Source organism: Phyllobacterium sp. CCNWLW109 (genome assembly GCF_037203905.1).
Taxonomy (GTDB): Bacteria; Pseudomonadota; Alphaproteobacteria; order Rhizobiales; family Rhizobiaceae; genus Phyllobacterium; species Phyllobacterium ifriqiyense.
Map to the genome: position 1 here is coordinate 960,473 of NZ_JBBCBK010000001.1, position 17,863 is coordinate 978,335.

At 53.0% G+C, this 17,863-nt stretch carries 20 protein-coding genes and 1 riboswitch; of the genes, 9 read left to right on the top strand and 11 right to left on the bottom strand.

Features of this window, described 5'->3' with window-relative positions:
* Positions 1–44 precede the first annotated feature (44 nt).
* A complete protein-coding gene (locus tag V9K92_RS04700) occupies positions 45–452 on the top strand; it encodes a flagellar protein FlgN (RefSeq protein WP_337353409.1) in 408 nt (135 codons plus the stop codon).
* Positions 449–919: a hypothetical protein gene (locus tag V9K92_RS04705; protein ID WP_336441454.1), complete on the top strand. Its 471-nt coding sequence runs from the start codon at positions 449–451 to the stop codon at positions 917–919. The genes V9K92_RS04700 and V9K92_RS04705 overlap by 4 nt, the downstream gene beginning before the upstream one ends.
* Before the next feature lie 7 nt (positions 920–926).
* Here V9K92_RS04705 and V9K92_RS04710 read toward each other — a convergent pair whose 3' ends face one another.
* Both V9K92_RS04710 and V9K92_RS04715 read right to left on the bottom strand, forming a co-directional pair.
* Complete coding sequence (locus V9K92_RS04710) at positions 927–1,262, bottom strand: PilZ domain-containing protein (RefSeq protein WP_115055003.1); 336 nt, start codon at positions 1,260–1,262, stop codon at positions 927–929.
* 139 nt (positions 1,263–1,401) lie between these two features.
* A complete protein-coding gene (locus V9K92_RS04715; RefSeq protein ID WP_337353410.1) occupies positions 1,402–2,304 on the bottom strand; it encodes a LysR substrate-binding domain-containing protein in 903 nt (300 codons plus the stop codon).
* A 124-nt stretch (positions 2,305–2,428) separates the two neighbouring features.
* Here V9K92_RS04715 and V9K92_RS04720 point away from each other — a divergent pair, with 124 nt between their 5' ends.
* The 3 genes from V9K92_RS04720 (at position 2,429) to V9K92_RS04730 (ending at position 4,390) form a co-directional block, all read left to right on the top strand.
* Positions 2,429–3,136 carry a glutathione binding-like protein gene (locus tag V9K92_RS04720; RefSeq protein WP_115055119.1) on the top strand — a complete coding sequence of 236 codons (708 nt, stop codon included), beginning with the start codon at positions 2,429–2,431 and terminating at the stop codon, positions 3,134–3,136.
* 142 nt (positions 3,137–3,278) lie between these two features.
* Positions 3,279–3,734, top strand: coding sequence for a hypothetical protein (locus tag V9K92_RS04725; protein WP_443094428.1), 456 nt, complete (start codon positions 3,279–3,281; stop codon positions 3,732–3,734).
* 92 nt (positions 3,735–3,826) lie between these two features.
* Positions 3,827–4,390 carry a methylated-DNA--[protein]-cysteine S-methyltransferase gene (locus tag V9K92_RS04730; protein WP_337353411.1) on the top strand — a complete coding sequence of 188 codons (564 nt, stop codon included), beginning with the start codon at positions 3,827–3,829 and terminating at the stop codon, positions 4,388–4,390.
* Positions 4,391–4,394: 4 nt separating this feature from the next.
* On the opposite strand, the gene V9K92_RS04735 is transcribed toward V9K92_RS04730, so the two are convergent.
* The 9 genes from V9K92_RS04735 to cyoA form a co-directional block, all read right to left on the bottom strand.
* Positions 4,395–5,633 carry an RNA polymerase sigma factor gene (locus tag V9K92_RS04735; RefSeq protein ID WP_337353412.1) on the bottom strand — a complete coding sequence of 413 codons (1,239 nt, stop codon included), beginning with the start codon at positions 5,631–5,633 and terminating at the stop codon, positions 4,395–4,397.
* The gene (locus V9K92_RS04740) at positions 5,630–5,995 is read right to left on the bottom strand and encodes a YciI family protein (RefSeq protein WP_307277344.1); all 366 of its coding nucleotides are present in this window, start codon (positions 5,993–5,995) and stop codon (positions 5,630–5,632) included. Before V9K92_RS04740 ends, V9K92_RS04735 begins: the two co-directional genes overlap by 4 nt.
* A gap of 116 nt (positions 5,996–6,111) precedes the next feature.
* Positions 6,112–6,645 carry a response regulator transcription factor gene (locus V9K92_RS04745; RefSeq protein ID WP_307277347.1) on the bottom strand — a complete coding sequence of 178 codons (534 nt, stop codon included), beginning with the start codon at positions 6,643–6,645 and terminating at the stop codon, positions 6,112–6,114.
* The gene (locus tag V9K92_RS04750) at positions 6,635–7,987 is read right to left on the bottom strand and encodes an ATP-binding protein (protein ID WP_337353413.1); all 1,353 of its coding nucleotides are present in this window, start codon (positions 7,985–7,987) and stop codon (positions 6,635–6,637) included. The genes V9K92_RS04745 and V9K92_RS04750 overlap by 11 nt, the downstream gene beginning before the upstream one ends.
* Before the next feature lie 4 nt (positions 7,988–7,991).
* On the bottom strand, positions 7,992–8,810 hold the full coding sequence (locus V9K92_RS04755) for an SURF1 family protein (protein ID WP_337353414.1): 819 nt from the start codon (positions 8,808–8,810) through the stop codon (positions 7,992–7,994).
* Positions 8,807–9,184, bottom strand: a complete 378-nt coding sequence (gene cyoD / locus V9K92_RS04760) for a cytochrome o ubiquinol oxidase subunit IV (protein ID WP_307277354.1) — start codon at positions 9,182–9,184, stop codon at positions 8,807–8,809. Before cyoD ends, V9K92_RS04755 begins: the two co-directional genes overlap by 4 nt.
* Positions 9,181–9,810: a cytochrome o ubiquinol oxidase subunit III gene (gene cyoC / locus V9K92_RS04765; RefSeq protein ID WP_115055011.1), complete on the bottom strand. Its 630-nt coding sequence runs from the start codon at positions 9,808–9,810 to the stop codon at positions 9,181–9,183. The genes cyoD and cyoC overlap by 4 nt, the downstream gene beginning before the upstream one ends.
* Positions 9,807–11,816, bottom strand: coding sequence for a cytochrome o ubiquinol oxidase subunit I (gene cyoB / locus V9K92_RS04770; protein ID WP_337353415.1), 2,010 nt, complete (start codon positions 11,814–11,816; stop codon positions 9,807–9,809). The genes cyoC and cyoB overlap by 4 nt, the downstream gene beginning before the upstream one ends.
* Before the next feature lie 16 nt (positions 11,817–11,832).
* On the bottom strand, positions 11,833–12,984 hold the full coding sequence (gene cyoA / locus V9K92_RS04775) for a ubiquinol oxidase subunit II (RefSeq protein ID WP_337353416.1): 1,152 nt from the start codon (positions 12,982–12,984) through the stop codon (positions 11,833–11,835).
* 186 nt (positions 12,985–13,170) lie between these two features.
* Between cyoA and V9K92_RS04780 the strand changes: the two genes are divergently transcribed.
* From V9K92_RS04780 to nrdE, 4 genes are all read left to right on the top strand, one after another.
* Positions 13,171–14,502: an MFS transporter gene (locus V9K92_RS04780; protein ID WP_337353417.1), complete on the top strand. Its 1,332-nt coding sequence runs from the start codon at positions 13,171–13,173 to the stop codon at positions 14,500–14,502.
* A 109-nt stretch (positions 14,503–14,611) separates the two neighbouring features.
* A riboswitch (cobalamin riboswitch) is annotated at positions 14,612–14,834 on the top strand.
* Between the two features lie 244 nt (positions 14,835–15,078).
* Positions 15,079–15,300 (top strand): glutaredoxin-like protein NrdH, encoded by a 222-nt coding sequence (gene nrdH, locus V9K92_RS04785; protein WP_307277369.1) that lies wholly within the window; start codon positions 15,079–15,081, stop codon positions 15,298–15,300.
* 14 nt (positions 15,301–15,314) lie between these two features.
* The gene (gene nrdI / locus V9K92_RS04790) at positions 15,315–15,728 is read left to right on the top strand and encodes a class Ib ribonucleoside-diphosphate reductase assembly flavoprotein NrdI (RefSeq protein ID WP_337353418.1); all 414 of its coding nucleotides are present in this window, start codon (positions 15,315–15,317) and stop codon (positions 15,726–15,728) included.
* Entirely contained in the window at positions 15,698–17,851 is a 2,154-nt protein-coding gene (gene nrdE / locus V9K92_RS04795; protein ID WP_337353419.1) for a class 1b ribonucleoside-diphosphate reductase subunit alpha, read from the top strand. Before nrdI ends, nrdE begins: the two co-directional genes overlap by 31 nt.
* Positions 17,852–17,863 lie beyond the last annotated feature (12 nt).

The following is a 17,863-nucleotide window of genomic DNA, read 5'->3' on the forward strand; positions in this document are numbered from 1 at the left end:
TACCAGATCGAACGGCTGCGGCCGAAAGATTGGAAGGAATGAATATGGAAACCGTCAACGACAACAAGCAGCATATAGGTCTTAATCCATCGCTTGGTCCTGTTCTCATCGCCATCCAGCGATTGGAAGATGTTATTGAGTATGAGACAGATCTGCTCATGGAAGGCGGGGCTGTTGATCTTGCCGATATCAATGCAAGCAAAAGCCGTGGATTGCGGGATTTTAACAAGGCCCTGGGAAAGGCTGTGAAATCGGTCGATAACCCAGCGCTCAAGACACTTCAGCCGGTTCTTGACAGTCTGAGGCTCAAGCTGGAGCGTAATTGTGAAGCGTTGAAATTGCATCTGCGGGCTGTCAGCGAACTGACGGGAATAATCCGCGACGCGCTGGAAACACATGAAGCTGACGGCACTTATACGGCGCGGCAAATGCGGGACGGCATGGGCGCATGATACGCATCGTCATCATCGGATTGTGGATATGCGCTGTTGCTCTCGGCTCGCTTTATTTTGCTGTCCAGCAAAACTCAGCCACTGCCGCAGTGACTTCGCATGATGCTCAGCCGCTTGATGACGGAAAAACGGAAGTTTTCAGTGTTCCAATTATTATCGACGGTGCCGTTCAAGGCTATGTTGTGACTCAGCTTATTTATACGATCGACAGCGCTGTAAAAGCCTCCGTCAAAACACCGGTATCGTTTTTCATCAATGATGAGATATTCCGGCAGTTTTACGGTCACTACTCCGATGTGAAGGAGGTGGAGGCGGTCAAGTTCGAGGACGTAAAACAGGCCATTATCGATGGGGTCAATGCGCGTTTCCCCGAACCGCTTGTTAAAGATCTCCTGGTTCAGCAATTCAATTATATTTCATCCAAGGAAATCCGCGATCAAAACACCAAAGGTATCAGCCGCGGTTGATCCCGTTTTAGCCGAGTGAATAATATTTGCCCGACAATGCATGAAGCACGCTTTCGCTCAATGGAGCGACGGTTGAATCGGGCGCAAACCGCACCCCAATATCCAGATTCTTGCGCCAGACAATGTGTGTGATGAGCGCGCCGCAATATTGATCGTCAAATAACCAGAAACGCTCAGGTATGTCGCACTGGCCGATGATCCTTATGCGGGCTCCGCCTTTGGCCAGATCCTGAAAATGGCACTCGGTGAGGAATTGTCCATCCAAGCTCACAAGTTTACCCGAGCGCAATCTTGTCCGTTTGCGTTCCAGTTCTCTTTGTTCTGATTTGCCGGACACGGACATGGACACTACTCAACGCAATCATAAAGCCGGTTTCAAACCGAAGTCTGCAATCTGGCATTGTGTACTCTGAAACAATTGCAAATCCGTTATGAACTGGAGCGCTCACGAGTTTATGTATCTAATGCCGGCTCGCGATTGGTCAGTTGACGCTTCTCGGCAGTTGATCTGACAAAAACTCCACGACGGCCCGGACGCTGGGCAATTGACCGCGACGATGGGGCATCAGCAGTGTGGTTGTCACAGTTCCGGCTGACCAGTCGGGTAAAACGCGGACCAAATCTCCGCTTCGGATTGCGCTGGCGCAAATTGACGAGGGCAGACAGGTCAGCCCCAGTCCGGCAATAGCCGCCTTGATCAAGGCTATCGATTCATTGGCCATCATTCTCCGGATCGGTTTTGCCGTTACCGCCACGCCAGTGTCAGAAACAAGGTGCCAGTTTTCTGCTCCGGGAGCAGTTAGCAAACCAAAGTGATTGATCAAGTCGTGCGGGGTGGCGGGAGCACCTTGTGCGGAAATATATCCGGGAGACGCAACGACAAATATCGGTTCGAGCATCAACTGTTTCTGGATGAGGTCCGAATCCGGCAAGGGTGCAAAGTGACTGCGAATTGCCAAATCGTAGCCTTCCTGGACAAGATCGACGAACCGGTCGCTCGCATGCATTTCCAGATTTATCTTGGGGTACGTGCCGGCGATTACCGGAAGGAAGTCCGCCAGATAAAACTGTGTCGCAGGAATGGAAGCCGTCAGCCTCACCGTGCCGCTCGGTTCGGCCATGCGGCTTCGAACGATATTCTCTGCCGCTTCCGCTTCAATCAACGCACCACGGGCATGATTAAAAAAGTCACGGCCAGCGTCTGACAATGAAAAACTGCGCGATGTGCGGTGGATAAGGCGCGCACCCAGCTCCGTTTCAAGCTCGGCTATACGCTTGCTGATTGTCGATTTGGGAATACCGAGACGTCGCCCGGCTTCCGAAAAGCTCCCGCCTTCAACGGCCTGAACAAAAAGATAAAGATCATTGAGATTCATCATCCGCATCACCCATAGTCCACATATGTAGACGATAGGTTGCAAAATTGCAGCCTACCGAAAGATCGTCCAATAATAATAACTAATAGGCGTGAAGGCGGAAGAGCCTTGAATGGAAAAACAGGAAACAATCATGACACAAATACTTTTTTACGGGGTACCCGAGGGCTGTTCTTTCGGTTCGATTGTCGCGCTGGAATGGTCTGGGCAACCCTATCAACTCTCGCGCATTGCAATGCCGGAAACCGTTACCAGCGAGGCTTACCGGCAGATCAATCCTATTGGGGAGACACCGACTCTGCGTACGGCAAGCGGCGAGTTTATCAGCGAAAGCATGGCAATCCTCAACCATATCGGAGCCGGAGCTGTTGAACAGGGAATAGCCTTCAGGCAGGGCACGAAAGACTTTGATCGCCTGAACCAGATGCTGGCGTTTTTGAACACCACCTTTTTCAACGCATATGCATCGCTTTGGTATGCACTTGAACATGCAAGCGATGAAAACGAAAGGGAGGTGCTGGTTGCTTATGGTAAGACAAAGGTAGCCAAGGCTCATGAGGACTTGGAACTCCTGCTTGGAAACCGGCCATGGCTGCTGGGTGATAACCGGACATTGGCAGATGCATACTTTATGGGAATCGCCCGTTGGAGCGATTTTCACAAGACAGCAAGCTACGCTAACTATCCCGGTCTGAGCGCGCTTCACCAAAGATTGGAAGCTGATGCAGGCGTAAGGTTCGCCCATGCGATCGAGCATGAAGAACAGGCAGTCTCCGCTGGTGGCTTTGCAGGACATGTAAGTTTTGACGATGCCCTGAGAGCTACTCGCAAAGCAGCATAAGCAACCGGAAAAGCGGCATTTCTCCACGCTGTTGACGTGTCGTCAGTTCCATAGAGTTACCAGGGAAGCGATCCCGTTTTTGCTTTCCTGGTATAATGATGAAAAAGCTTCTTTACTTTAGGGCAAAATTCTCAGATTGAGATTGGCAAGCTTTTTCATCATACTCGGGGGAGTCCTACCATTGAAAAAACAAGTTGTTCTGGCTTTACTGTTTGCGGTAGTCGGTGTTTCGGCAAGTCATGCGCAAACTTGCGAAAGTAACTTTAAGGTGACAGGAGTTCCCTTAATAACGGCAATGAATTACAAAACCTCATATGTTTTTCCAAAGGTCAAAGCAGATCAGGTTTTGAAAACACTTGCTCAGGCGGTGGCTGCGGAAGGTTTTTTGGGAATACAGGTCGACAAGTCCTTGGGAGCAATTGACGCTTACCAAGAGACCACGGGCTCCGGTCGCGAGCAAACCTTGCGGATAGTGGCTCGCAAGAAGGGCGCGGGTACACGGGTCGATGCCATGTTCAACATCCAGCAGGGGCAGGTAACGTCGGAAAAAATCGTGCGCAAAGGACTCTGCGATATTGTTATGTCCGCTGCCGACTGACTAAGTCTGCTGACAGCGCATGCAAGAATCGGATTGAATTTCTTGTCGAAGTCCACGATTCTTTAGGCAGAACGAAGTTTGAGGCTGCCTCCATGAACGAGACGATACATCACTATTGTGTTTTTGATACCGCAGGCGGATTCTGCGGTATCGCCTGGAACGATATTGGTATTACGCGGTTTCAGTTGCCGACGAAAAGCGCCGAGGCGACAGAGCGCATTCTGCTTCGTCGCTTGCCCCAAGCACTATCCAGCGAACCGACAGCGCAGGTTGCGAAAGTAATTGCTGCTGTAAAGCGATACTTTAAGGGAGAAGAAACAGATTTCTCCGGTGTTGCAGTAGACGTTGGTGATCAGGAGCCGTTTTTCGAGCAGGTCTATACGGAAACGAGACGGCTTGGCTGGGGCAATACCACCACATACGGCACAATCGCAAAAGAACTTGGAGCAGGCCCGGAAGCCGCAAGAGACGTTGGTCAGGCCATGGCGAAAAACCCGATTCCTCTGATTATCCCATGCCATCGGGTTTTGGCCGCCGGAGGTAAGGTCGGTGGCTTTTCAGCGCCTGGCGGTTCGGTCGCGAAGGCACATATGCTTGAATTGGAGGGCGTCCATCTTGGTGTTCCACCTGCAGCCCAGCAGTCATTTGGGTTTTGAGAATTTATCCTGATGACAAGGCTGCGAGGCGCGACTTGAGAAAGCGCAACTCTGCAGGTTGACGCGTCAGCGCTATGGCGCGCTGATAAGAATCGACGGCGGCTTCCACCATCCCCAGCTGTCGTTGCATATCGGCACGGGCTGCATAGGCCAATGGATAATTCTGGAGTTGTCCTTGCTGAATAATTGCTTCGATGGCAGCAAGGCCCGCTTCAGGTCCATCACGTTTTGAAAGTGCTGCAGCACGGTTTAAGGCTGCTATAGGGGATGGGTCCACACGCAGCAGGACATCATATAGCGTAACGATCTGCGCCCAGTCCGTGCCCTCGGTTGTCGATGCGTTGGCGTGGACGGTAGCAATGGCAGCTTGAAGGACGTAGGGACCTATCTTGCGGGCGGCAAATGCCTGCTCCACCAGTGCTCCAGCTTCGTTGATCAGGCGACGATCCCAGAGCGACCGGTCCTGGTCCTCCAGCAATATGATATCTCCTGCTTGGTCGATACGGGTGTGATGTCGTGCTTCATGCAAAAGCATCAATGCCAACAGGCCCATAGCTTCCGGGTCTGGCAGTAAATCAACCATAAGCCGACCGAGCCGAATTGCTTCGGCGCAAAGGTCGGCCCGTGTCAGCCCCGGTCCTTCAGTAGCGGCATAGCCCTCGTTGAAGATGAGATAAATAACCCGCAAAACGCTTTCGAGGCGTTCTGGAAGTTGGGCATGGCTTGGCACTTCATAGGGAATAGCATCTTCACGAATTTTACTCTTTGCCCTGACAATACGCTGGGCGATGGTTGGGGCAGGAGCGATATAGGCCCGCGCAATCTCCTCAGTCGTCAATCCCGCAACCTCGCGCAAGGTGAGGGCGATACGTGCGTCGGCAGGAAGTGCCGGATGACAACAGGTGAAGATCAGCCGTAGTTCATCATCGCTGATATCTTCTGGCACTGCAGGTTCATAGAGTTCATCGGAAAGGGCAGTAAGCTCGGGCATGGCAGCAGCGAGCCGCGCCTGTTTGCGCCAGCGATCAATGGCCTTGAATCGTCCCGTAGAGACGAGCCAGGCATAGGGATTTTGCGGAATACCATCGCGCGGCCAACGCTCTGCGGCGGCGGTGAAGGCCTCTTGCAAGGCCTCCTCCGCCGCTTCAAATCCGCCGAGAAGACGGATCAATGTTGCAAGGACGCGGCGCTTTTCGGAACGATAGATGGTTTCAAAGGCGGCGTTTGCACCCGGCCGGTTCACAGTTCCGGCGGCGGCGTGCTGAAGTCGACAACCGGGCGGACTTCGATGGAACCGATCTTTGCCAAGGGATGTCCCGATGCGGCACGCACCGCGTCATTGAGATCGTTGGCTTCAATCAGGATAATCCCGCCCAGCATTTCTCTGGTTTCCATGAAAGGCCCATCGACTGCTGACATTTTGCCATCGCGGACCTGTAAGGTCATGGCGTTTTCAGGCAGTTCAAGGGCTTCACCCATGACGAAATGGCCACTTTCCTTCAGTTTTTCATCATAGTTGGCGCATTCGGAAAGTGCGGCATTGGCTTCAGGACTTCCGCCAAAGAGTGTTTTTGCATTGTAATAGATGAGACAGGCGTAACGCATAATCTGATTTCCTTCAGTTAGCTTGTTGAACACCCATAATCGTTTGGGGGAAGGTCCGATTCGACAAAGCTACAAAATTATTTTCACGATAGCGCAAAAAATGTTGCTGACGCCGTTCAGGTCACGCGCCGTTTTTCCAGCTTCCGGGCCAAGGTACGCCGGTGCATGCCCAGCCGCCTGGCTGTTTCGGAAATGTTGAAGTCCGTTTCAACAAGCATTTGATGAATACGTTCCCATTCCAGCGTCTTGATTGAGGTGGGGCGAGCAGTCAGTGCTATATCGGCATTGCCCGACGCCTTGCTGAACGCCTCCTCAATATCATCCGTATTGGATGGCTTGGCGAGATAGTGACAGGCGCCAAGCTTAATGGCCTCGACAGCGGTCGCAATACTTGCGAACCCGGTCAAGACAACGATCAGCATCGATGCGTTATGGCTGTGCAATGCCTCGACACATGCCAGACCAGATGCGCCCGCCAGCTTCAGATCGACGACCGCATAACCGGGTGAATTCTCTTTCAGGATCTCGGTGAGCTCCTCCAGACTGGACGCCAGCAGGACATCATAGTCGCGTCGTTCGAAGGAACGTTTCAACGTCTTGGCGAAAGCGATGTCATCTTCGACGATAATCAACCGACGCTTATCGGACATGGGAACGTGCTCCAATTGCAAGCGAGGCGAGTGGCAGACTCATTGTTACTGCGGCCCCACCTTGCGGCAGATTTCTGGCGGACACGACACCTCCAAGTTTCCTCACCGCATTGACCACGAGGAAAAGACCAAGCCCGCCGCCAAGCCTGCCCTTGCTTGATTGATAGGGCTTGCCAAACTGTGCCAGCATCTCGGCGGCAAATCCAGGTCCGGCATCGCTGATACGCAGCACAAGGGTATCGCCATCGCGTTCTGCCATAAAACCTATCCAATTGGGGGAGGCGTCGAAGGCATTGTCAAGAATGTTATAGATGACCTGTTTCAATGCGGAGTCGGACACAATGGCAATATCAAGCCCAAATGCGTTGCCATAAGACAGCCTCGCGCCGGATCTGGCTGCTCGCCACTCACTGACAAGTTCATCGAGAAAAGTATTTACCGTCGTGATTTTGGGAGACTCGCCCCGCGCCTCTCCGGCAGATAGCAGGATACCGGTCACAATTGCCTTGCAGCGCTGAACCTCAGCCTGCATCTCGTCTATCTCCTGCAACATTGAAGGGTCGCGGGACAAAGCAGGCATACGTCTCCAGTCACCCAATATCACCGATAGCGAAGACAATGGTGTACCCAGCTCGTGCGCTGCACCCGATGCGAGAAGGCCCATGCGGACGATATGGTCTTCCTCCGCAGCATGTTGTTTGAGCGCCGCAAGATTGGCGTCCCGTTCACGCAAATTGCGACTGATCTGGGCAATGAAGACAACAAGAAGCGCGGCATCAAGTATGAAACATAAAAGCATTCCGAATATATGGAGCCGGAACAGTTCATCAGGCGCATGACCCGGCAAGAGCAATGGCCTGTAGAATATTATCAGCCCGGCAAAGCTTACGCTGGCGATGGCGACGATGGCGGATGTCAATCTTGCATCAAGCAACACTGCGCCGAGCGTCACCTGAAGAAGATAGAGGAAGATGAATGGATTGGTTGCCCCGCCGCTCAGGTAAAGCTGCACGGTGAGGGCGGCAACGTCCAGGACTAAAGCAATGAACAAGGCTGCCGCTGTAACGCTCCGACGCCGACGCAGCCACAATATGCTTGCAAGATTGAGAACGACCAAAGCGCACAGGACGACACCCATCGCGACAATGGGCAGGGTTATTTTCATAGCCGAATGCACCACGGTAATGGTGACGATCTGGCCAATGACAGCGATCCAGCGCAGCTGCACCAGCAGCGTCATGTTTTTCCAGTTTGCTGTGTGATCGGCGGGAGGAAAAATAGAAGCACTGATGTCGGATTGATCCGGCAGTGTAGCGATAGGAGTCGTCTTGGTCTCGCTCATGGTTTCAACCCGATCTGTATTCTGGGCGCTGCCGGGCTCGCCATTCATTTCGCCCGATAATAGTCGAGGCAGCGCCCAGCAAAAGCGCCATGCCAAACCAGGTCAGGGCATAGACCAGATGGTTGTTGGCAAAGGAAATGACAGTAAGCCCCCCAATCGGAAGCGCGTTTGGATCAGGATTTGCATCGGCATCGATAAAATATGGAGCAACAGGGCCGATATTGTGAGCTGCTGCCATAGCCATGACATCACGCGAATACCAACGGTCTCCGACCGGGTCATTGTTGCGCAGAAATCCGCCCTTGGGCTCCGTTAAGCGCAACAGTCCGGTTATGGTGATTGGCGGCAGATGGTCCGCCCGCCATTCATCACGCGCTTTATCCGTTGGAACGAAGCCACGATTGATGAAAACGGTAAATCCATCTGTACTTTGAAAAGGGCTCAGCACCCAAAATCCGCTGCCGCGCGCTGTTACCGCCTGCACAAGCGCAGCCGGCTTGTCGAGAAATTTTCCGCTGGTCGTGACGTGGCGATATGCAAAATCCTTGGCATTGATCCCGGCCCATATATCGGGGCCGGGGGCCGCCGTAGCCGGAGCATTCACTCTTTGCTCAACCTGGTTGATCAGATCAAGCTTCCAGACACGGCGTTGCAGTTGCCAGATACCAAGGCTGGTAAGCACGATAATGCAGAAAAGGACAAGGCCACCGATCAATACCAGTTTGATTGAGGGCAGGCGCCTATCGTCTTCGCGCGAATTGTCTGTCTCCCCGACCCGCTCGCCGCTTGCGGCAAGCCCGCGCGCGGTCAGGGCTTTTTTCATGGCATCTGTCTCATATCCATGCTGGGCATCATGTTCGTATCCAGATGATACATAACCCAAAGCGAACCGGTGAGCGTGATAATGACCAGCACAAGCGTGAAGATGAGTGCCATCATTGTCCATCCATTCTCGGAGCGGACATTCATATGAAGGAAGAAAATCATGTGAACGACAATCTGCACCACGGCGAATGCCATAATGACGAGGCCGGTGGTTTGCTTGGAATCCAACGCACCGCTCATGACAAGCCAGAAGGGTACGGCAGTCAGGATCACGGATAAGCCAAACCCGATCAAATAGGATTTGAGCGAGCCGTGAGAATGGGCTTCATCATGATTGTGGCTGTCGTGGTGGGCCTTTGCCTTTATGCTCATCGTAGCATTCCCATCAGGTAAACGAACGTAAAGACACCAATCCAGATGACATCAAGAAAGTGCCAGAACATGCTAAGACACATCAGGCGCCGCATGTTGGCTTGGATCAGCCCATAGCGGGCAACCTGTACCATCAAGGTAACAAGCCAAATCAAGCCAATGGTGACGTGAAGCCCATGCGTTCCGACCAATGTGAAAAAGGAAGAGAGAAAGGCGCTGCGCTGGGGCGTGGCACCTTCATGAATCATATGGGCAAATTCGTAAAGTTCGATGCAAAGGAATGCCGCACCAAACAGACCCGTAAGGGCGAGCCACGCTTGTGTGGAGCCCACCCGGCCTTTTGCCATGGCGAGCATGGCGAAACCATAAGTAATCGATGAAAAGAGCAGCATCGACGTATTGACCGCGACCAGTGGCAAATCAAACAAATCTTTGGGCGCAGGACCGGCGGCATAGTTTCCGCCTAATACGCCGTAGGTCGCAAACAGCACAGCAAAGATGAGACAATCACTCATCAGGTAAATCCAAAAGCCGAACATGGTGCTGCCGCCTTCGGCATGGTCATGTTCGTCAGTCAGATAAAACACAGGATCTTCAGTGGTCACATGCGCGGCTGCTCTGCTCATGATTTCAGCCCTGCAGCAAGAAGTTCGGTACGGGCATTTTCACTCGATACAACCTCATCTGCCGATATGTGGAAATCGCGCTTGTAGTTGAATGTATGCCCAATCGATACCGCCACCAATGCGATAGCCGTTACTGCCGCGAGCCACCAGATGTACCAGATCATCGCAAATCCAAAAACGATGCTTATTCCGGCCAGGATTATTCCGGTGCCCGTATTGCTTGGCATATGGATGGCTCGGAAACCGTTTTCAGGGCGCTTGTAACCGCGTTTTTTCATGTCGTACCAGCTGTCGAGATCGTGAATCACTGGCGTGAAAGCGAAATTATAGGCTGGAGGGGGTGAGGCCGTGGACCATTCCAGGGTGCGACCGTCCCAAGGATCGCCAGTCAAATCGCGCAACGCTTCGCGATTACGAATGCTGACAAAGATTTGGATGAGGAATGACAGAATGCCGATAGCAACGAGAAATGCACCAAAACCGGCGATCATGAACCAGATCTGCAAGGACGGATCTTCGAATGTGCGCAGGCGTCGTGTCACGCCCATCAGGCCCAGTATATAAAGCGGCATGAAGGCGAAGTAGAATCCCACGACCCAGAACCAGAAGGACATCTTGCCCCAAAATGGATCGAGCCTGAAACCAAAAGCTTTCGGGAACCAGTAATAGATACCGGCAAAAAGCCCGAATAGAACACCGCCGATGATCACATTATGGAAATGCGCAACAAGAAACAGGCTGTTGTGCAGCACAAAGTCAGCCGGAGGCACGGCGAGCAGAACGCCTGTCATGCCACCAATGACAAAGGTCAGCATAAAGGCGATCGTCCACATCATGGGCAGTTCAAATCGAATCCGCCCGCGATACATCGTAAAGAGCCAGTTGAATATCTTCGCCCCGGTTGGAATCGAAATAATCATCGTGGTGATGCCGAAGAACGAATTCACGCTCGCGCCCGAACCCATGGTGAAGAAGTGGTGAAGCCAGACCAGATAGGCAAGAATGGTAATAACGATGGTGGCATAAACCATCGAGGTATAGCCAAACAGACGTTTGCTGGCGAAGGTCGATGTCACTTCGGAGAATATGCCGAAAGCGGGCAGAATGAGAATATAGACTTCCGGATGACCCCAAATCCAGATGAGGTTGACATACATCATCGGATTGCCGCCAAAGTCGTTGGTGAAGAAGTTCGTGCCGACATAGCGATCGAGAGTGAGCAAAGCCAGCACTGCCGTCAGGACAGGGAAGGCGGCCACAATCAGAACGTTGGTGCAAAGAGCGGTCCACGTAAAGATCGGAAGCTTCATCATGGTCATGCCCGGCGCGCGCATCTTGACGATGGTTGCGAGCAGATTGACGCCCGACAGCAGCGTACCTATGCCCGCTATTTGCAGCGCCCATATGTAGTAGTCCATACCGGCGTCCGGACTGTATCCGATACCCGAAAGCGGCGGATAGGCCAGCCAGCCGGTCCTGGCAAACTCGCCCACAAACAGCGACATCATTACAAGTGCCGCGCCAGCGGCAGTCATCCAGAAGCTGAAATTGTTGAGGAATGGAAAAGATACGTCCCGGGCACCGATCTGCAATGGGACAACAAAGTTCATCAAGCCGGTAACAAGAGGCATTGCCACGAAGAAGATCATGATCACGCCATGCGCGGTGAATATCTGATCGAAATGATGGGCGTTGAGATATCCTTCGGACCCATTAAACGCCATTGCCTGTTGCAATCGGATCATGATGGCGTCGGCAAAGCCTCTCAGCAACATGATGATGCCGAGGATCATGTACATTATGCCGATGCGCTTGTGGTCAACTGTTGTGAACCACTCATGCCAAAGATATCCCCAAAGACGGAAATAGGTAAGTGCGCCCACTACGGCGATGCCTCCGAGTGCGACTACGATAAAGGTCACAACAAGGATAGGTTCATGCAGCGGGAAGGATTCCAGCGTGAGCCTACCGAAAACCAGCTTTATAAGTTCGGGATTATCAAACATATCGGGCTCGTTTCGTTCAGCTATTAGACGGTCGGCGCTGTAGACCGAACAGTTGGGTTGGTGAGGGGCGGGGAAGACCCGCACCAACAAACGGAGAGGTATTGAGGGGCGGCAGCGTCTGTATATTCATGCTGGCCTGCAGGGCTTCTTCCGTGGTGCAGATGCCGACAACAAATGCAGGATCAGGGCCAAAGACAGCGCCGCCACGCCTTGTGTACTTATCGTATTCCAGTGAACGAGTATTATAGATGCCGGCCATGCCAAGGCCACCCTTGGCATCGATTTCATCCATCTCGCTCATGCACATCTTGCCGCGTTCCACACATCGGTTGAGAACTGCGCTGAACAGTTCCGGATCAACACTTGCATAATGCTGTACCGGTACTTTTTCGCTGGGCTGTTCCAGTTGCAGATAGGTCATCCGATCAAGAGTGGTGCCTTTTGACTTGACGTCGGCAATCCACTTTTCAAAACCCTCATCCGGCAGGCCATGAAAAGCGAAGCGCATACCAGAAAAACCGGCGCCACTGTAATTGGCCGAAAAGCCCTCATATTCGCCGGGGTGATTGATGACGGCGCTCAGCTTCGTCTGCATGCCCGGCATAGTGTATATCTGCCCGGCTAGCGCAGGAATATAAAACGAGTTCATCACCGCCGAGGAGGTCAGCCGGAAAGCGATGGGGCGATCGACGGGAGCGGCCATTTCATTGACGCTGGCGATACCATATTCCGGATAGATAAAGAGCCACTTCCAATCCAGCGCGACTACTTCGACCTGCAATGGCTTGACCGTTTCGGAAACTGCTTTGCCGGGGGAAATGCGTCCAAGCGGACGATAGGGATCGAGCAAATGTGTCGCCATCCAGGTGACCGCGCCAAGGCAGATGATGATCAGCAGCGGCGCCGCCCAGATGATCAATTCCAGCTGGGTGGAGTGATCCCATTCCGGGTCATAAGGCGCATCTGTGTTTGACTGCCTGTATTTCCAGGCAAAGAACACGGTGAGCACCATCACGGGAATGATAATGACAAGCATGAGGACGGTAGAAATAATGATCAGGTCGCGCTGTTGCACGGCTACGTCGCCTGACGGGCTCATGACAACAGCATTGCACGCGCTAAGCAATGCAAGCAGTGGAAGCAGGGCGATGGCAAAAAAACGGTTCAAGAGACTTCCTGTCAATGGAAACAGCGCCTAGTTGCGCCATCACTAGCTGCACCATAGTCAGAGCGACATTGGACAATTTGCCCAATCCTCCCGTAGTGTGTCACAATGATAAAGGATACGCTAGCAGTGACCGCAAACGAGCAGACCTGAACGGTTTCAATATTTGATCGAGGAGCGCACCGGGCAATGAGCGCGAAAACAGGAGCGGCATCTTCGACAACGCTTGAGCAGGACGCAACGCGCCTTCACTCGCGACATGACGACGTTAACGTTGGCGAGATTGCCATCGGCGTGATTATCGGCAGAACGTCCGAATTCTTTGACTTCTTCGTCTATGCTATTGCCTCCGTGCTGGTCTTTCCGAAACTGGTGTTCCCCTATGTTGATGCTCTGACGGGCACGATCTATTCGTTCGGTATTTTTGCGCTGGCCTTTCTTGCGCGGCCGATCGGCACGGTTATCTTCATGCAGATCGATCGCACTTATGGCCGTGGCGTGAAATTGACGATTGCCCTGTTCCTGCTTGGTAGCTCGACCGTTGCGGTGGCGTTCCTCCCCGGTTATGCCCAGGTCGGTTGGGCATCTGCAGCGCTTTTGGCACTGTTCCGGATAGGACAGGGACTTGCGCTGGGCGGTGAGTGGGATGGCCTCGCATCGCTTCTGGCGCTCAATGCACCCAAGCAACGCCGTGGCTGGTATGCGATGATACCGCAACTCGGTGCTCCCTTGGGGCTTATGGTTGCGGCGGGGCTGTTCGCATTTTTCGTTGCCAATCTTTCCGCAGAAGACTTCCTGGGCTGGGGCTGGCGCTATCCGTTTTTCGTTGCTTTCGCTATTAATGTGGTGGCGCTGTTTGCACGGTTGCGAATGGTTGTTACGCCGCAATATGCAAAATTATATGAAAGCAGAGAACTGCAGCCAACGACGGTGGCCAACACATTACAGCATGAAGGTCGCCACGTGGTCATTGGTGCTTTTGCACCGCTTGCGAGTTTTGCGCTCTTTCATATGGTAACGGTATTTCCACTGTCTTGGGTCTTCCTGTTTACGGATCAGGGCCCGGCCCGCTTTCTTTTGATTGAAGCATTCGGAGCGGCTGTGGGCGTCATTACCGTGTTTGCGTCGGGCACGATTGCCGACCGCGTCGGACGCCGGAATCTGCTGGGCGGCACCGCCATAGCCATTGCCGTGTTCAGTGGATTTGCTCCTCAATTGCTTGATGGCGGCGACATCGGCGAACTGATCTTCATGATCCTCGGATTTATTTTGCTTGGTCTGTCCTTCGGCCAGTCATCCGGCTCAGTGGCCTCGCGCTTCTCAAAGAAGTTCCGCTATACCGGCTCGGCATTGACCAGCGATATGGCATGGTTGTTCGGGGCGGGTTTCGCACCGCTGGTCGCGCTGCTGCTATCCAGCCATTTCGGCCTGATAGCTGCGGGCGGCTATCTGCTCTCCGGTGCTGTGTGCACGCTTATAGCCCTCAGCTTGAATCGTCAGACCGACAATCAGGACGTGTAGTCCCTTCCTCACTCATTCCATTTTCGTGCGCAGCGCCAAATTGATTGGCAGCTGTGCATAGTTTCAATTTTGGTTTGATCTAGCTGTTGACGGATTTTTAACATCCACTACTATATATAGTGTTCAAGGTTCTTCCGATTCGCGAGAGTGGGAAGCTAAGACGGGAATACGGTGAGTGGTGCCAATAAGGTACTGTGATGCCGGAGCTGCCCCCGCAACTGTAAGCGGCTAGCACGTGTTCGATACTGTCACTGGGGCTCTAGGCCCCGGGAAGGCAAGAATAAGTGCGTTGATCTGCGAGCCAGGAGACCTGCCTTGATCTGATGAGTCCACCGGCGGGGTGCCGGAGCGGTCGCGCCAATGCACGGGGATTTTCCGTGTAAAACGCTTCCCTGCCCCTCCACGAGCGAGCTACAGGGTGAAGTGCATGAGAAACCTATCCAGCGCATTGATTGTGGGCGACCCGCCGTAAATCGGGCGGCACTTGAGTAAGTCATACAGTTTTAAACCAAACTAGCTGGCAGCAATCAGAGCTGCCAGACCATGTTCTCACGACCAAAATCAAATGAGGAAGTCATGAATATTGTCGTTTACAGCAAGCCGGCCTGTGTCCAGTGCACCGCCACGACCCGAGCTCTTGACCGGCAGGGTATGGAGTATGACGTTATTGATATTTCCAACGATCAGGATGCTCTCGAACTGGTTCAGAGCCTCGGCTACCGCCAGGTACCTGTGGTTGTCGCCGGCGAAAAACACTGGGCCGGTTTCCGCCCGGATATGATCAGCACCCTTGCCTGAGAGGGATGGGTGTCATGAGTGGGATCGTCTATTTTTCGAGCAGGTCGGAGAATACCCACCGTTTTGTTTCCAAGCTGGGCTTCACCTCACAACGGATACCGATCGGCTCTCGTGAGGAGCTGAAGATCAACGCACCCTATATTTTGATCGTGCCAACATATAGCGGCGATGGCGGCAAGGGTGCCGTTCCAAAACAGGTGATCCGCTTCCTCAACCAGGCGGAAAACCGTTTAAATCTCCGCGGCGTGATTGCCGCGGGTAACAGTAACTTCGGCGCGACCTTCGGGATTGCGGGCGACATCATCTCTGCCAAATGCCAGGTGCCTTACCTTTACAGGTTCGAGCTGATCGGCACGGAGCAGGATGTCGTAAACGTCAAACATGGATTGGAACGATTTTGGACACGCTCACGCTCGAACGACCAGTGACAGCCAACGAACCAGTGCTGGATTACCACGCGCTGAACGCGATGCTGAACCTTTATGATGAGGAGGGCAACATCCAGTTCGATCAGGATCGTATGGCGGCGAAGCAGTATTTTCTGCAGCATGTGAACCAGAATACGGTGTTCTTTCACAATTTGCGCGAGAAGCTCGATTACCTGGTAACCGAAGGCTATTATGAGCGCGCGGTGCTTGATCAATATTCCTTCAATTTCATGCGCGATCTGTTTGACCATGCCTATGCCAAGAAATTCAGGTTTCCAACATTTCTTGGCGCATTCAAATATTACACCAGCTACACGCTGAAGACCTTTGACGGAAAACGCTATCTTGAGCGTTACGAGGACCGCATCTGCATGGTGGCGCTGACGCTGGCGCAAGGAAATGAAACCCTGGCGCGGGATATGGTTGACGAGATCATTTCCGGGCGTTTCCAGCCTGCAACTCCCACTTTTCTCAATGCGGGAAAGAAACAGCGCGGCGAGCTGGTGTCCTGCTTTCTGCTCCGAATTGAAGACAATATGGAATCAATCGCGAGGGGTATCAACTCGGCCCTGCAGCTCTCCAAGCGCGGGGGAGGCGTTGCGTTGTCGCTCACCAATATCCGTGAAGCGGGCGCGCCGATAAAGCAGATTGAAAATCAGTCATCCGGCATCATTCCAGTCATGAAGCTTTTGGAGGATAGTTTTTCCTATGCCAACCAGCTTGGTGCAAGACAGGGGGCAGGTGCGGTCTATCTGAACGCACATCATCCCGACATAATGCGTTTCCTCGATACCAAGCGCGAAAATGCGGATGAGAAAATCCGTATCAAGACGCTGTCGCTCGGCGTTGTCGTGCCGGATATTACTTTCGAATTGGCGAAGAACAATGAGGATATGTATCTGTTCTCTCCCTATGACGTAGAGCGGGTCTACGGCGTGGCCTTTACGGAAATTTCGGTGACAGAAAAGTACCGTGAAATGGTCGCAGATTCGCGTATCCGCAAAAAGAAAATCAAGGCTCGCGACTTCTTTCAGGTCTTGGCCGAAATCCAGTTCGAAAGCGGCTATCCCTACATCATGTTCGAGGACACAGTGAACCGCGCCAACCCGATTGCAGGGCGCATCACCATGAGCAATCTGTGCTCGGAAATCCTTCAGGTCAGCGAGGCGAGCGAATACAATGCCGATCTGTCCTATAGCCATATGGGCAAGGATATCTCCTGTAATCTCGGCTCGCTGAATATTGCCGCCGCAATGGATTCAATGGATTTTGGCAAAACCATCGAAACGGCCATCAGGGCGCTGAGCGCCGTCTCGGACATGAGCCATATCTCGTCGGTGCCTTCTATCGAAAAGGGTAATGATGACAGCCATGCCATCGGCCTTGGGCAGATGAACCTGCATGGTTACCTGGCCCGCGAACGCATTTATTACGGCTCAGACGAAGGTATCGATTTCACCAATATCTATTTCTACACCGTGACCTATCATGCCGTTCGCGCATCCAATCGCCTAGCGGTTGAACGCGGCCAAAGCTTCAAGGGCTTCGAGAACTCGAAATATGCTTCCGGTGAGTATTTCGACAAGTACACCGAGCGGGAATGGTTGCCAGCAACCGAGCGCGTAAGAGAGTTATTCGAAGCCGCGGGCACTGCAATTCCCACACAGGAAGATTGGCTGGCGCTGAAGCAGGCGGTGATGACCTCCGGTCTTTACAATCAGAACCTGCAGGCTGTGCCGCCCACGGGCTCCATTTCCTATATCAATCACTCAACCTCCTCGATCCATCCGATCGTGTCGAAGATCGAAATCCGTAAGGAGGGCAAGATCGGCCGCGTCTACTACCCGGCCGCGTTTCTGACCAATGATAATCTTGATTACTATCAGGACGCCTATGAGATTGGCCCGGAAAAGATCATCGATACCTATGCTGCAGCAACGCAGCATGTCGATCAGGGCTTGTCGCTGACGCTCTTCTTCCGCGATACCGCGACCACGCGCGATATCAACAAGGCGCAGATCTATGCCTGGAAGAAAGGCATCAAGACAATCTACTATATCCGTCTTCGTCAAATGGCTCTGTCCGGCACGGAAGTGCAGGGCTGCGTATCCTGCACGCTTTGATTTCCGGGGAAA